The sequence below is a fragment of the Pelomonas dachongensis genome, from assembly GCF_043555865.1.
GTDB classification, from domain to species: Bacteria; Pseudomonadota; Gammaproteobacteria; order Burkholderiales; family Burkholderiaceae_C; genus Pelomonas; species Pelomonas dachongensis.
Window position 1 is genome coordinate 547,550 of sequence record NZ_JBIGHY010000001.1, and the last position, 14,791, is coordinate 562,340.

At 70.8% G+C, this 14,791-nt stretch carries 12 protein-coding genes; 6 read left to right on the plus strand and 6 right to left on the minus strand.

The genetic code is table 11. The annotated features are described in order from the left end of the window. Position 1 precedes the first annotated feature (1 nt). From ACG02S_RS02690 to ACG02S_RS02700, 3 genes are all read right to left on the minus strand, one after another. The gene (locus ACG02S_RS02690; protein ID WP_394468896.1) at positions 2-2,602 is read right to left on the minus strand and encodes a hypothetical protein; all 2,601 of its coding nucleotides are present in this window, start codon (positions 2,600-2,602) and stop codon (positions 2-4) included. After that, positions 2,602-3,210: a laminin B domain-containing protein gene (locus ACG02S_RS02695; protein ID WP_394468897.1), complete on the minus strand. Its 609-nt coding sequence runs from the start codon at positions 3,208-3,210 to the stop codon at positions 2,602-2,604. The genes ACG02S_RS02690 and ACG02S_RS02695 overlap by 1 nt, the downstream gene beginning before the upstream one ends. A 96-nt stretch (positions 3,211-3,306) precedes the next feature. Beyond that, on the minus strand, positions 3,307-4,248 hold the full coding sequence (locus ACG02S_RS02700) for a protein kinase family protein (protein ID WP_394468898.1): 942 nt from the start codon (positions 4,246-4,248) through the stop codon (positions 3,307-3,309). 108 nt (positions 4,249-4,356) lie between these two features. Between ACG02S_RS02700 and ACG02S_RS02705 the strand changes: the two genes are divergently transcribed. Beyond that, positions 4,357-5,331 (plus strand): AEC family transporter, encoded by a 975-nt coding sequence (locus ACG02S_RS02705; RefSeq protein WP_394468899.1) that lies wholly within the window; start codon positions 4,357-4,359, stop codon positions 5,329-5,331. Here the strand turns inward: ACG02S_RS02705 and ACG02S_RS02710 are convergent. Continuing rightward, on the minus strand, positions 5,309-6,652 hold the full coding sequence (locus ACG02S_RS02710) for a sensor histidine kinase (RefSeq protein ID WP_394468900.1): 1,344 nt from the start codon (positions 6,650-6,652) through the stop codon (positions 5,309-5,311). The genes ACG02S_RS02705 and ACG02S_RS02710 overlap by 23 nt on opposite strands. Then, positions 6,652-7,989 carry a sigma-54-dependent transcriptional regulator gene (locus ACG02S_RS02715; protein ID WP_394468901.1) on the minus strand — a complete coding sequence of 446 codons (1,338 nt, stop codon included), beginning with the start codon at positions 7,987-7,989 and terminating at the stop codon, positions 6,652-6,654. The genes ACG02S_RS02710 and ACG02S_RS02715 overlap by 1 nt, the downstream gene beginning before the upstream one ends. Positions 7,990-8,159: 170 nt before the next feature. Between ACG02S_RS02715 and ACG02S_RS02720 the strand changes: the two genes are divergently transcribed. The 5 genes from ACG02S_RS02720 (at position 8,160) to ACG02S_RS02740 (ending at position 13,871) form a co-directional block, all read left to right on the plus strand. Beyond that, positions 8,160-9,812, plus strand: coding sequence for an OFA family MFS transporter (locus ACG02S_RS02720; RefSeq protein ID WP_394468902.1), 1,653 nt, complete (start codon positions 8,160-8,162; stop codon positions 9,810-9,812). A 70-nt stretch (positions 9,813-9,882) separates the two neighbouring features. Beyond that, the gene (locus tag ACG02S_RS02725; RefSeq protein ID WP_394468903.1) at positions 9,883-12,186 is read left to right on the plus strand and encodes an FdhF/YdeP family oxidoreductase; all 2,304 of its coding nucleotides are present in this window, start codon (positions 9,883-9,885) and stop codon (positions 12,184-12,186) included. Beyond that, positions 12,155-12,406 carry a hypothetical protein gene (locus ACG02S_RS02730; RefSeq protein ID WP_394468904.1) on the plus strand — a complete coding sequence of 84 codons (252 nt, stop codon included), beginning with the start codon at positions 12,155-12,157 and terminating at the stop codon, positions 12,404-12,406. Before ACG02S_RS02725 ends, ACG02S_RS02730 begins: the two co-directional genes overlap by 32 nt. Beyond that, positions 12,403-13,260: a bile acid:sodium symporter family protein gene (locus ACG02S_RS02735; RefSeq protein WP_394468905.1), complete on the plus strand. Its 858-nt coding sequence runs from the start codon at positions 12,403-12,405 to the stop codon at positions 13,258-13,260. Before ACG02S_RS02730 ends, ACG02S_RS02735 begins: the two co-directional genes overlap by 4 nt. Further along, complete coding sequence (locus ACG02S_RS02740) at positions 13,257-13,871, plus strand: glutathione S-transferase family protein (RefSeq protein WP_394468906.1); 615 nt, start codon at positions 13,257-13,259, stop codon at positions 13,869-13,871. Before ACG02S_RS02735 ends, ACG02S_RS02740 begins: the two co-directional genes overlap by 4 nt. Before the next feature lie 18 nt (positions 13,872-13,889). Here ACG02S_RS02740 and ACG02S_RS02745 read toward each other — a convergent pair whose 3' ends face one another. Beyond that, a complete protein-coding gene (locus tag ACG02S_RS02745) occupies positions 13,890-14,750 on the minus strand; it encodes a hypothetical protein (RefSeq protein ID WP_394468907.1) in 861 nt (286 codons plus the stop codon). Between the last annotated feature and the right edge of the window lie 41 nt (positions 14,751-14,791).

Below are 14,791 nucleotides of genomic sequence, written 5' to 3' on the forward strand. Positions count from 1 at the left end.
ATCATGCCACTCGCGCGACACCCTCTCCCGGCAAAGCGCGCAAGCCCAGGCCCAGCATCAGCAGCGCGAAGAACAGGAAGCCGATGCGCGGCGCATCCAGCAGGCTGTCGAAGGATCCCACCGTGGCGAAGCCGATCAGCGCGGCCACGAAGGCCGGTGCCAGCGGATGGTCGCGGCCACGCCCAAAGGACAGTCGTGCCAGCACCAGCACGAAGGCTGCACCCAGTAGCGCCACGCCCACCAGGCCCTGCTCGAACAGCACGTGCAGCGCCGCGTTCTTCATGTGCCACGGCATGTGATGCCGGTCGCTGGAGAAGAACCAGTGCGCCATCTCGCGGTTGAAGTCGCCGTTGACCAGCAACGCCCGCCCCTGGCTGTCGTGTATCGCGATGCGGCTGACGTCCACGCGCGCGCCACGGGTGTTCAAGGCCATCGAGAAGGTGACGAAGCGTGGCGCCCACCAGTCGCCCCCCAGCGCTGGCACGGTGCCGAGGTCGAACTGCTGCGTGACCCAGCGGCCCGGCGAATCGGCAGGCGCGCTCGCGTCGCGCAGCGGCTTCAGCGTCTGCTCGGTGCCGTGGCAGTGATCCGGGTAGATCAGGTTCTTCTCGCAGATCTGCAGGATGAGGTTGGCATCGCTGGCCGTGCGGCTGGTCAGTCGCAGCGTGACGGGCCCGGGCGCCGGCACGGCGATGCGCTGGCTGACGCGGAACTGCTCGCCGCGGCCCAGCATGTGGCGGCCGCCGGTCAGCGCCAGGAAGGCCTCGCCCTCGTCGGTGCGCAGGCGGTAGTCGCCCACCTGGGCCTCGGTGGGGCCTTCATAGAAGTTGCTGGCGACGAAGCGCCCCGAGCCCTTGCCCAGCAGCCACTGCTCGGCCCCGTGCAGCAGGTGCAGACCATCGTGCCAGTGCGTCAGACGCGTCTGGCCGTCTTCCTTCCAACTGGCGAGGCGGTCACGCAGGTAGCCGCCCCCGCCCGCGAGGGCGACGACCGCCATCACCAGCAGCAGCCCCGCCACCAGCAGCGCGCGCTTACGCCAGCCCGCGACGCCGGTGTTGGACGCACCCTGCAGCGGCCACAGCCGCTGCTCCAGCAGCATGGCGGCGAACACCCCCGCCAGCGCCAGGCCGGCAGCGAACGCCGTCCAGCGGCCGGTGGTGCCGCCCCAGTAGTCAGCCACAATGACCATGGTGGAAAGCAGCCAGAACCAGGCCGTCGTCACCAGCAGCACGTAGACCGGCCGCGACCGGCCCGGCGCGTCGCGCAGCCGCAGGCCCGCGCAGCACAGCAGCGCGATGAAGTTCAGCACATAGGCCGCCTTGGGCACGGCCATGGACAGCGCCCAGCTCGCACCGCCCAGCAGCAGCGCCAGCACGCCGCCCATCAGCAGCGCCGTCAGCCGTTGCGAAAAGCCCGGCAGCCACAGGCTGGCCGGCATTGCCAGCAGGACGAGCATGACGAACAGCAGCGCCATCAGCCCGCGGTAGCCGCCGCCGCCGAACACCAGCACGGCAGCCAGCGCGAAGGCGCCCGCCATCGCCAGGGCGCCCAGCTTGGCCAGGCGCGGCAGCGGCGCGTCGACCGCGCCCAGCGTGCTGTCCAGGCCGCTGCTCTCGGGTCCGGAAGCTGCCACTCGCCGGCGTTGCGCATCGGCCAGCAGCACCATGGGCAGCAGCGCCAGCGGCAGCGCGAGGTAGACGCCGCGCGAGAAGGTCGTCAGCACAGCATAGGCGGCCAGCAACGCGACGGCCAGCCCGATTCCGAAGCGCCAAGGCGAGCGCGTGCGCAGCAGCGCGAGCAGCGCGAACGGCAGCGTCATCACCAGAAAGCCGTCCAGCGCCGCGCCGCCCACGTGCATTTCCCAGAACAGCGCGGTCGTGCGGTAGTCGGTGGAGAAGTCCAGCAGGCCCGTGTAAGCCATGCGCTCCCACAGCGCCGCAGCACAACCCCCCGCCAGCGCCAGCACCAGGCCCAACAGCAGTCCGCGCGAGAAGCCGCGCGGCCGCGCCGCTGCCGCCGCCGTCCACAGCGGCAGCAGCGCCAGCACCAGGAAGATGGCCTTGGCGTTGCGCACCGCGTTCATCGGCTCGTGATAGCCGTGGAACCAGCCGAACTGGAACCCGCCGGCATCGGCGAAGCCGCGCTTCACGCTCCAGGCCGCCGACAGCGCCAGCGCCAGGATCAACAGCACCACGGCCGGTGAATAGACCAGCCCGTGCCGCCACGCCGGCGCGCGGTCGCGCGCGTTCAGCTGCAGCGCGTAGGCGAGATAACCCCCGCAGCCGCAGGCGGTCACGAGCAGGTCCAGCTCCTCGAAGGTGATCCAGCCGCTCCACGGCGCCAGGCCGATCAGCGGCAGCGGCGCGAACACCAGCAAGGGCGTCTTGACCCACAGCAGCGCCGCCAGCAGCACGCAAGCCCCCCAGGCCGCTAGCGCCAGCGCGCCGGACAGCGGGTGATGCCAGGCCAGCTCCGCGCCCGTCGCGCCCAGCCCCAGCCCGGCCGCGAGGCCCAGCCACTGGAGGCGGGTGGTCGGCAGCCGCAGTTGCAGTGCGCCCAAGCCCAGCGGGCCGGCGGCCGGTGCGGTGCCGACGGCCGACATCAGCGCTTGCGCCGCAGGCCGGCCAGCAGCGCCAGGCCCCCCGCCAGCAGCGCCGCGCTGGCGGGCTCGGGTACGGCGGTGACCTGGATGTTGTCGAAGCCGACCACCTCGCCTGGTCCGGCGTGGAACTCGCCGTTGATGGTCAGGCTGGTCACATTGGCCAGCACGGCGGCCAGCGAAGCGCCATTCCAGCCGGCTGTGGGCGTCAGCGCCACGCTGTAGTGCGTCCACAGGTTGTCTGCCGGAAGGTTGGGGGCGGCGGCGTCGAGGATCACACTGCCGCCCGGGCCGCTGATCCGGATCTCGCCAAAACCGCTCCAGTCGGAGGACACGTTGTTGTCCTTCTTCACATCGAAGGACAGCGTGCCGCCCAGGAAGGAAGACCAGTTGCCCAGCCAGCCAGAAGGCGCGGTCAGCAGGATGTCGGTGGAGCCATCGACGTCTTCCACCCGCAGCCAGCCGCCGGCATTGCCACCGACCGCGAACCAGGTCTGGACGCCATCGGGCGTGGTCCAACCCTCGTCACCGTCATCGAAACTGGCGGCCGGTGCGGCCAGCGGCAGGGTCAGGCAGGTGGCCGTCAGGAATGCGCGCAGCGAACGGGTCATGGCGAACCTCCGGGATTGGGGCGCGCATTGTTGCCGAGCGCCGCGCCCGGCGCATCCCCCGAGAATCCCGCGGACGCAGGGCCTGTCAGGCGGTGCTCAGGCGGCGCTCAGCCCCAGCAGGCGGCGCCACCAGGCGGGGCGCGTCTTGGCCGGTGTGTCGTCCGGCAGGCTGCTGGCGCGGGCAGGCGCCAGTGCCAGCCATTCACGCAGTTCGTCGGCCATGCCTTCGGCGCCGCGGGTGCGCAGATCCGCCGACTCGGCCATCGCCGCCCGCAGCAGCGTGTCCAGGAGGATCTGCTGCGGCTCCGCCATGGGGGGCCAGAGTTCGCCCACGCTGCCGCGTAGCGGTGCTGGGCCGCGGGGCGTGTCCTCCCAGCCGCAGATCAGCAGCCGGGCGAACGCGCCCAGGCCATACACCTCGCTGGCCAGGCTGGGCGGCCCGCCGGCGCGGCGCTCGGGGGCGACGAAGGCCGGGGCGGAACCGAGGATGAGACCGCGGTCGAACGGATCGGTGGGATCCGGGATGCGCGCCAGGCCCAGGCCCATCAGGCGCACGTTGTCGTCGGGGCCCAGCCAGATCATGGCCGGGTCCAGCTCGGCCAGCAGCCAGCCCTGTTGGTGGGCCCAGCGCAGGGCCTCGCACAGCTGCACCAGCAAGGTGACGCGTTCACGCAGCCCCAGCTGGGGCAGGCGCGGCAGCAGCGGCTCGCCGTGCTCGCCTTCGATGATCAGGTAAGGATGGGCGTCGGGCGTCACGCCGCTGTCGCTGGGCACGGCAATGTGCGGATGCTGCAGCCGGGCGAGGTCGCCGGCCTGATCGGCGTAGCGCAGCATGACGCCGGCGCCCTGATCGCTGCGGTCCAGCACCAGCACCGCGGCCTTCTGCGCGGTGGCCAGCGCGTGATGGGCGCCGTACCACTGGCCGGCATGCGCCTGCTCGCCGTCCGGCAGAGGCTTCTCCAGCCGCCAGACGCCCAGTGCCTGCCCCTCCTCCAGGGGCGCGGCGGCGGCCGGTGGGGGCAGGGAAAGGTTGGGCATGCGCATGCGCGCCATATTAGGGGTGACCCTGGGGTGCGGCCATCCCACGCCGGCACAAAGCAGCGGCGGGCGCGCATTCGCTCACGGCCTCGATACTGCCAGCCGCTCATGCTTGCCGTCCTCGCCACGACGTTCCCGTTCTTCGCGCTGGTGCTGTGCGGCTGGCTCGCGGCGGAGCGGGGCTGGCTGGCCGACAACGCCATCCCGGGGCTCAACGGCTTCGTGCTGTACTTCGCGCTGCCCTGCCTGCTGTTCCGCTTCGGGCGCGACACGCCGCTGCTACAGCTGCTGAACCCGGCGCTGCTGGGCGTCTATCTGGCGGCGGCGCTGCTCATCGTGGGCCTGACGCTGGCGCTCACGCTGAAGCCGCCGGTGGGCATGAAGGACGCCGCGTTGGGTGCGCTGGTGGCGGCGTTCCCCAACACCGGATTCATGGGGGTGCCGCTGATCGTCGCGCTGCTGGGCAGCCACGCGGCCGGCGTCGTCATCAGCACCATCCTGGCCGACCTGCTCGTCACCAGCTCGGCCTGCATCGCGCTGGCCCAGGCGGGCACCCGCCTGCGCGCCGAGCGCGCGGCGTTCGTGCAGGCGGTGAAGGCGGCAGCCTCCAACCCGCTGCCCTGGGCCATCGCGGCCGGCGCGGGCTGCGGCGCGCTGGACCTCGCGCTGCCCGGGCCGCTGGACCAGGCCGTCGCGATGCTGGCCGCCGCCGCGTCGCCGGTGGCGCTATTCACCATCGGCGCCGTGCTGAGCCGCTCCGGCCGCGCCAACCACGCCGCCGGCCGCGCGACGCCGCTGGCGCACTACCTGCCGGTGGCGCTGATCAAGCTGCTGCTGCATCCCGGGCTGGTGTTCGGCCTCGGCACGGTGGTGCGCTGGCTGGGCGCGCCGTTGTCGCAGGACCAGCTCATCGCGCTGACGCTGGCGGCGGCGCTGCCCAGCGCCAGCAACGTGTCGCTGCTGGCCGAGCGCTACGGCGCCGACAGCGGCCGCATCGCGCGCATCATCCTTGCCTCGACGGCGCTGGCGTTCCTGACCTTCAGCGGGCTGGCCAGCTGGCTCATCCCGCCTGCGGCAGGCTGAGCGCCACCCGCAGCCCGCCGCCGTCGCGGTTGGCCAGCGCGATGCGGCCGTCGTGCGCCTCGGCGATCTCGCGCGCCAGCGCCAGGCCCAGGCCGGTGCCGCCGCCCGTTGACCCCTTGGCGCCCGGCTCGGCGCGCTTGGTGGAATAGAACGGCAGCAGCGCCTGCGCCAGTACCGCCTCGCTCATGCCCGGGCCGCGGTCCAGCACCTCGATGCGCAGCTCGCCGCCGGCCACCACCAGCCGCAGCGCGATCTCGTCCGGGTCGCTGCCCGATTCGTGCGCGTTCTTGATCAGGTTCAGCAGCGCCTGCTCGATCTGCGCCGGGTCGAACCAGCCCGGCCGGTCGGGCACCTCGCCGTCCAGGTGGAACGCGCCCAGCGTCGCCAGCCGGTCCAGGAAGGGCGGCCATTCAACGCTTTCACGCCGCGGTGCCGGCAGCTTGGCGAAGCTGGCATAGCCGCTCAGGAAACCGTGCAGGTGCGCCGCACGCTCGCCGATGCTGGCCAGCACCTGCGGCAGCCGCTCGGTGTTGCCGCGCCGCGCCAGCTCCGCCCCGCTGTGCGCCAGCGACGAGATCGGCGCCAGCGAGTTGTTCAGCTCGTGGCTCAGTACGCGGATGACGCGCTTCCATGTACCCACCTCGGCGCGCGACAGTTCGCGCGTCATGCGCCGCAGCAGCCGCAGCCGGTGCGGCTGGCCCTGCAGCCGGAACGCGTGCGTGCTGTGGTGAAAGGTCTCCTCGGCGCCGTCCTCGTCCAGCGTGACGGCGAACAGCCGGTCGGCCTCGCCGGCCAGCGCCTCGCGCAGCGGCGCCGGCAGCGGCGCGATGACGGCGGCGAAGTCCAGGCCGACGAGGCTGCGGCCCGCGCCGAGCAACTGCCGCGCGGCCAGGTTGGCAATGGCGATCTTGCCGCCCGGGCCGGTCAGCACCAGCGCGGTCGGCGTGTTCTGCACCACCGTGTCCAGCAGCAGCTCGCGCTGCGCCAGGTGCTGGCGCTGCTCGCGCAAAGACAGGCCCAATTCAGCATGCAGCCGCGCCAGGTCCGCCAGCTCGCGCGGGCCGTCGGGCACGAGATTGAAGCTGAAGTCGCCGTCCCGGTAGCTCAGTACGGCGCCCTCCAGGGCACGTGTCAGCCGCCGCAGCGGCGCCAGCCAGCGCGCGGCCAGCCAGGCCAGCAACGGCAGCATGACGAGGACGGCGGCACCCAGCGCGACCGCGTCGGTCAGGCCCACGCGGCGCACGCCCAGGATCACCAGCGGCGGTACCAGCGCTGCCGTCGCCAGCGACAGCAGCGCGCGGGCGCGCAGCGACAGCGTCATCACGTCGAGATGCCGTAACGCTCCAGCCGCCGGTACAGCGCCTGGCGTGACAGCCCCAGCTGCGTCGCCGCGCGGCTCACCACGCCGCCCGCTGCAGCCAGCGCGGCGACGACCGCCTCGCGGCTGGGCTCGTCGAGGTTGCGCCAGGCGCCGCCGCCGTTGGCCTCGTCCAGCCCCAGCAGCGCGGGCGTGATCTCGCCGCCCGGGCCCAGCAGCGCCGCGCGCTCGACGGCGTTCTTCAGCTCGCGCACGTTGCCCGGCCAGCGGTGCGCCAGCAGCGCGTCCCGTGCGGCGTCGGAGAGCCCCGCGCGGCCGGCCAGGAAATGCTCGGCCAGCGGCAGCACGTCCTCCCGACGTTCGGCCAGCGGCGGCAGTTTCAGCTCGATGAGGTTGAGGCGGTAAAACAAGTCCTCGCGGAACGCGCCGGCCTTGACCATCGCGCGCAGGTCGGCGTTGGTCGCGCTCAGCACGCGCACGCGGGTCTGGCGCGTCTTGCTGGAGCCCAGGCGCTCGAACTGGCCCGTCTCCAGTACGCGCAGCAGCTTCATCTGACCGGCCAGCGGCAGGTTGGCGATCTCGTCCAGGAACAGCGTGCCGCCGTCCGCCGCCTCGAAACGGCCCACGCGCGCCTTGGGCGCGCCGGTGTAGGCGCCGCTGTCGCTGCCGAACAGCTCGGCTTCGATGAGGTCGGCCGGCAGCGCGCCGCAGTTCAGCGCGACGAAGGCGCCTTCCCGGGCCGCCGAGTTGGCGTGCACGAAGGCCGCGATGCGCTCCTTGCCGGCGCCGTTGGGTCCGGTGATCAGCACCGGGACCGGCGCCGCGGCGATCTGGCCGGCCAGCTCCAGCAGGTTGGCCATTGCGTCGGACGCGAACACCACGCCGGCCAGGTCGTACCGGCGTGCCAGCGCCGCGCGCCGCGTGGCGCGTGCCTCGCGAACCTGCGCGATCTCGCGGTTGGCCTCGCCCAGCTCCAGCAGGTTCTCGACGGTGGCCACGAGCTTGGCGTCGTCCCACGGCTTGGCGAGGTAGTCGGCGGCGCCGGCCTTGACGAGCGCCACCGCCGCGTCCAGCCGCGTCCAGGCGGTCAGCAGGATGACGGGCAAGTCGGGGTGCCTGGCCCGAATGGCGCGGAACAGCTGCTCACCCTCTTCGCCGGAGGTCGTGTCGGCCGTGAAGTTCATGTCCTGGATGACCAGGCCGAACGGCCGGGCCTCCAGCAGTGCCAGGCCGGCCTGCGGGCAGGTGGCCACGTGGGCCTCGATGTCGTGAAGGGACAGCAGGAGTTCCAGAGCCTGGCCCACGCCGGGGTGGTCGTCGATGATCAAGACACGTCGCATGCGGGTGAGGATAAATGCGCATTCCGGGCCGCTGCCTGTACCGGTTCAGTGTTTTCCTGGGCGCAAGCGGCCCATCGCGCGGGTTGACCGACCGTATGCTGCGGCGCCGTGCGCGCTGTTTGAAAGCTGTCGTGCCGATGGCCCTTCAACAACGTCCAAGGGATCAAGAGATGTCTTCTGTGGCAACTGGCGCCGGCAGCAGCTGGCTCGACAAGGAGCGCACGATTGCCGGCGCGGGCTTCAACCGCTGGTTAGTGCCGCCGGCCGCGCTGGCCATCCACCTGTGCATCGGCATGGCTTATGGCTTTTCGGTGTTCTGGCTGCCGCTGTCCAAGGCGCTGGGCATCAAGGAGGCCATCAAGTGCGGTCCCGAGGTGGGCTTCTTCCAGGAATTGTTCGTCACCGGCTGCGACTGGAAGGTCTCCACGCTGGGCTGGATGTACACGTTGTTCTTCGTGTTCCTCGGCTGCGCCGCCGCCATCTGGGGCGGCTGGCTGGAGCGCGCAGGCCCGCGTAAGGCCGGCGTCGTGTCGGCCGTGTGCTGGTGCGGCGGCATGTTGATCTCGGCGCTGGGCATTCACCTGCACCAGTTCTGGCTGATGATCCTGGGCAGTGGCGTCATCGGGGGCATCGGCCTCGGGCTGGGCTACATCAGCCCGGTGTCCACGCTGATCAAGTGGTTTCCCGACAAGCGCGGCATGGCCACCGGCATGGCCATCATGGGCTTCGGTGGCGGCGCCATGATCGGCTCGCCGCTGGCCGCGGAGTTGATGAAGCTGTTCGCGACACCGGACAACGTCGGCGTGGCGCAGACCTTCGTCGTCATGGCCCTCATCTATTTCGTCTTCATGATGGGCGGCGCCATGGGCTACCGCGTGCCGCCCACCGGCTGGAAGCCGGCTGGCTGGACCCCGCCGGCCGTACAGGGCGCAAACGCGATGATCACGCAGCGTCACGTGCACGTGAAAAAGGTCTGGGGCATCCCGCAGTTCTGGCTTGTCTGGATCGTGCTGTGCATGAACGTGTCGGCCGGCATCGGCGTCATCGGCATGGCCAGCCCGATGCTGCAAGAGGTGTTTGGCGGCACTTTGATCGGCGTGCAGGCCAAGTTCGGCGAGCTCGACAAGAGCCAGCTCGCTGCCATTGCCGGCGTCGCGGCCGGCTTCACGGCGCTGCTGAGCCTGTTCAACATCGGCGGCCGCTTCTTCTGGGCCAGCCTGTCCGACAAGCTCGGCCGCAAGATGACCTACGTGGTGTTCTTCGTGCTCGGCGGCCTCATGTACGCCAGCATCCCGAGCAGCGCTTCGGCAGGCTCCAAGCTGCTGTTCGTCGGCGCGTTCTGCATCATCCTGAGCATGTACGGCGGCGGCTTCGCCACGGTGCCCGCTTACCTCGCCGACCTGTTCGGAACGCAGATGGTGGGTGCCATCCATGGCCGCCTGCTGACCGCGTGGGCCACGGCCGGCATCCTCGGCCCGGTCGTCGTGAACTACATGCGCGACTATCAGCTCGGCCTGGGCATCCCGCGTGAGCAGGTCTACAACCAGACGATGTACATCCTGGTGGGCATGCTGGTCATCGGGCTGATCGCCAACTTGATGGTCCGCCCCGTGGCCGACAAGTACTTCATGACCGACGCTGAACTGGCGGTCGAGAAGCAGCTGGCGCACGAGCGCGCCGCCGCCGCCGAAGTTGGCAGCGGCAGTGGCGGCGGCGGGGCGACCTCGTCGCTGACGGTCGCGCTCGCCTGGGCTGCGGTCAGCATCCCGCTGGCCTGGGGCGTCTACAAGACACTGATCAACGTGGGCAAGTTCTTCAACTGAGCCGATCCTGCTAGGCTGACCAGCCCCGCTGCCTGTCCGAGGCGCGGGGCTTTTTTGTGGGGCACGAGCCATGAGTGAACAAAAGATCGAGCTGTATGACGGCCCCGCCGGTGGCTGGGGCGCGTTGAAGAGCGTGGCCAAGCACTTGCATGAGCAGGGCGTGACCGTGAAGGGCGGCAAGACGCTGCTGCACGCCAACCAGACGGACGGCTTCGACTGCCCCGGCTGCGCATGGCCCGACCGCGACCACCGCTCGACGTTCGAGTTCTGCGAGAACGGTGCCAAGGCCGTGGCGGCGGAAGCCACCGCGCGACGCGCGACGCCCGAGGTCATCGGCGCCAAGACGCTGGCCGAATGGGCCGAAGCATCGGACTACGAATTGGAAGCCACCGGTCGCCTGACCGAGCCGATGGTCTACGACCCGCAGACCGATCGCTACCAGCGCACCACCTGGGACGCCGCCTTCGCGCTGATCGCGCGCGAGCTGCGCGCCTTGCCCGACCCTAACCAGGCCATCTTCTACACGTCCGGCCGTACCAGCAACGAGGCGGCCTTCCTGTACCAGCTGTTCGTGCGCGAGTACGGCACCAACAACTTCCCCGACTGCTCCAACATGTGCCACGAGCCAAGCGGCTCGGCGATGAAGCCCACCATCGGCGTTGGTAAGGGCACGGTGACGCTGGACGACTTCGAGCAGGCCGACGCGATCTTCGTGTTTGGCCAGAACCCCGGCACCAACCACCCGCGCATGCTGGGCGAGCTGCGCGCGGCCCGCAAGCGCGGCGCGCGCATCGTCAGCTTCAACCCGCTGCGCGAGCGCGGCCTGGAGCGCTTTGCCGACCCGCAGAACGCGCTGGAGATGGCGACGCTGGGCGACTCGCCGATCAGCAGCCACTACTTTCAGCTCAAGGTGGGCGGCGACTTCGCGCTGCTGAAGGGCATGTGCAAGCGTGTGGTCGAGCGCGACGCGCTGGACCGTGACTTCATCGCACAGCACACGGCAGGCTTCGAAGACTTCATCGCCGAGCTGCGCGAGCAGCCGTGGCAGCCCCTGGTCGAGGCCTCTGGCCTGACGCGCGAGCAGATCGAGCAGGCCGCCGACCTCTACATCGCGGCCGAGCGTGCCATCGTCTGCTGGGGCATGGGCATCACGCAGCACCGGCATTCGGTGGCGACCATCCAGATGATCGTCAACCTGCTGCTGCTGCGCGGCAACCTGGGCCGGCCCGGGGCAGGCGCCTGCCCGGTGCGCGGCCACAGCAACGTGCAGGGCGACCGCACGATGGGCATCTACGAGAAGCCCGCGCCAGCGTTCCTGGACAAGCTCGGCCAGGTGTTCGGGTTCGAGCCGCCGCGCGATCACGGCTTCGACACGGTGGGCGCCATCCAGGCGATGCTCGATGGGCGCGGCAAAGTCTTCATCGCGATGGGCGGCAACTTTGCCGCGGCCACGCCGGACACTGCAGCCACCTGGCGCGCGCTGCGCCGCTGCGAGCTGACCGTGCACATCACGACCAAGTTCAACCGCAGCCATGTCGTGCATGGCCGCCAGGCACTGGTGCTGCCGGTGCTGGGTCGCACGGAGATCGACGTGCAGGCCACCGGGCCGCAGGGCGTCACGGTGGAGGACTCGATGAGCATGGTGCACCTCTCGGCTGGCATGAACGCGCCGGCCAGCGAGCACCTGCTGTCCGAGCCTATGCTGGTGGCGCGCCTGGCTGTGGCCACGCTGACGAACAGCAGCACGCCATGGATGCAGCTCGCTGGCGACTACGCAGCCATCCGCGACAAGATCGAGGCCGTGATGCCCGACTTCGCCGGCTTCAACGACAAGATCAAAGCACCCGGCGGCTTCAGGCTGCGCAACACGGCCAGCGAGCGCGTCTGGACCACGGCCAGCGGCAAGGCCCAGTTCAGCACGCACGCGCTGCCCACCGACCTCGCCGTGGAACGCGCGGCCGAGCGGCACCGCGACGTCCGCGTGTTCACGCTGACCACGCTGCGCTCGCACGACCAGTACAACACCACCATCTACGGCCACGACGACCGCTACCGCGGCGTCTACGGCCACCGCCGCGTGGTGTTCATCCATGCCGACGACATCCGCGATCTGGGCCTGAAGGCCGGCGACTGGGTGGACATCACCAGCCTCTACGTCGGCGAAGGCAGCGACAACGTGCAGCAGCGCCGCGCCGAACGCTTCCTGCTGGTGGCCTACGACATCCCGCGTGGCTGCCTGGCCAGCTACTACCCCGAGACCAACCCGCTGGTGCCGCTGGAGAGCTTCTCACTGGTGGCGCGCACGCCGACGAGCAAGTCCATCCCGGTGGTGCTGACGGCCCATGCACGCGCTGCTGCTGCAGACGCTGCGTGAGCTGGCGCCCGGTGGCGAGCCGGTCGCGCTGACCCGGCTGGCCAAGCGGCTGGACCAGCGCGTCAGCGTGCTGCTGCGTGAGCTGACGGCGCTCAGCGATGCCCGCATCGCCGGCGCGCCAGGGCCGGGCCTGGTGCGCCTCGCATGCGATGACGCCGGTCGGTGGACCGTCGCCATCCTTGCGCCGCCGCCGTCACCTGGAGGAGAAAATCCGCGATGAATGCCGCCGTGCTGACCCACGCGCTGCTCGCCGTCCTCGCCGTCGTCATGGCCGGCCTGGGCCTGTCGCTGACCTGGGACGACTTCCGCCGCCTGCGCGAGTACCCGCTGGCCGCCGTGCTGGCGCTGGGGCTGCAGGTCCTCGTTCTGCCGCTGGTGTGCGTCACCGTCATCGCGGCCTTTCGCCTGCCGCCGCTGTACGCGGTGGGCCTGATGCTGCTGGCCGCGTCGCCCGGCGGTATCACGGCCAACCTGTTCAGCCACCTGTTCGGCGGGCATGTCGCGATGAACCTGTCGCTGACCGCGCTGAACACCCTGCTGTCGCTGGCCACGCTGCCGCTGATCGCCAACTGGGCCATCGCGCATTACGCGGGCGGGGGGCAGGTCGTGCCGCTGCCGTGGGAGAAGCTGGCCGAGATCATCGGCGTCATCGCGGTGCCGGTGCTGATCGGCATGGCGGTGCGCCGTTCGCGGTCCGACATCGCGGCCCGGCTGGACAAGCCGGTGAAGATCCTGTCCGGCGTGCTGCTGCTGGTGCTGACCGTCGCGGCCATCGCCAAGGAGCGGCAGGCGCTGATGAATGCTGCGGGCGACCTGGGCGGCGCGGTGCTGGTGTTCAACCTGCTGAGCCTGCTCGCCGGCTACGGCCTGGGCCGCGTCGTGCGGTTGCCGAAACCGCTGTGCATCGCCATCGGCTACGAGGTGGGCATCCACAACTCCACGCTGGCGCTGTACCTCGCGCTGGCCGTGCTCCAGCAATTCCCGGTCGCGCTGCCGGCGGCGTTGTACTCGGTCAGCATGTATGTCACTGCGCTGCTGTTTGGTTTCTGGTTGCGTAGACACTCGGGCCCATGAAACTCCTCGGCCGCCTCACCTCCCTCAACGTCCGCAAGGTCATGTGGACTGCCACCCTGCTGGGTCTGGACCTGGACCGCGAGGACTGGGGCATGGGCTTCCGTTCGCCGCAGCAGCCCGAGTTCCTGGCGCTGAACCCCAACGCGCTGGTGCCCGTGCTGATCGACGGCGACTTCACGCTGTGGGAGAGCAACAGCATCTGCCGCTACCTGGCTGCCAAGACGGGCGCGACCCCTCTGTTGCCCGCCGACCCGAAGGCCCGTGCCCGCGTCGAGCAATGGATGGACTGGCAGGCCGGCGAGCTGAACAACAGCTGGCGTGTGGCCTTCATGGCGCTGGTGCGCGGCCAGCCGGCCACGGCCGAAGCCATCGCGGCCAGCGTCGCCAGCTGGAACCGCCACATGGCCCTGCTGGATGCCCAGCTGGCGCACACCGGCGCCTGCGTCTGCGGCGCCGACCTCACGCTGGCCGATGTGGTGCTGGGCTTGTCGGCCCAGCGCTGGAAGAACGCGCCCATCGAGCGTGTGGCGCTGCCGGCGGTGGAGGCCTGGCTGCAGCGGCTGAGTAGCCGTCCGGGGTTTGCGGAGTTCGTGGGCAACGGCATGCCCTGAGCAGCTTCGAGGTTGGCTTCAGGGTTGCGCGTTAGCGCGCGCCCGCTCGACGATCTGCTGTCCCGCCAGCTTGGCCGCAGCGAGCTGCTCCGGCGTCGGCGGGGCCTGGAGGCGGATGACGCGCTCTTCAGCGAACACCTTGACGTTGATCCCGGTGCCGGGGTGGCCGGGCGTCTGGCCGTAGGCCGCCAGAAAGGCCAGCCGTTCCGCGTCGCTCAGGCCCCAGGCCTCATTGGCCTGTGCCGCGCCGATCAGGCTTTGGACGTCGCCGGCGCGGGCGTCGCGGCGCAGGGCATCGGCCACCTCCTGGCGCTGGCTGGCTGTCAGGCCGCCGGGGAAGACGGCGTTGGCATAGGCCGCCGCCGCCTCGGGCACGCCGGCGCGCATGGCTCGCGCTGCCAACTCGGGCAGGAGGGCTTGGTGCCGGGCCGTGACGGTCTGGCAGCGCCGGGCCTCGGCGTCGACCTCCACCATCAGCTGCGTCATCAATTCCGGCTCGATGCCATGGGTGCGCACCCGCTCGAAGCTCTGACGCCTTGCCTCGGTAGTGTTGCAATTGCGCAGCCATCGGACGGCCTCCCAGGCCGCTGTCGCATTGCTCCCCGCCTGGGCGCTCTCGATGTGCGCGCCGTAGCCTTCGGAACCGATGCGAGGTGCTGAAGCCGACGCAGCGACGACGGGTGCGGGCGCGCGCACGGCCGCGCTGGCAGCGGGCTCGCTCGCGGCCGTGTGGGGCAGCGGCTGGGCCAGCGGTGATGTGGCGGGCGCGGCTGCGGCTGCCTTCGGCGGGTCTACCAGTTCGCCCGACGCGAAAAACCAGCCGCCCACCGCAGCGCCAGCGGCGAGGAGAAGGATCAACGTCCAGCGGTTGGCGGTCATGGGCGATGGGTGTGGCTTGCGGCAACGGCGCGCAGCCTAGC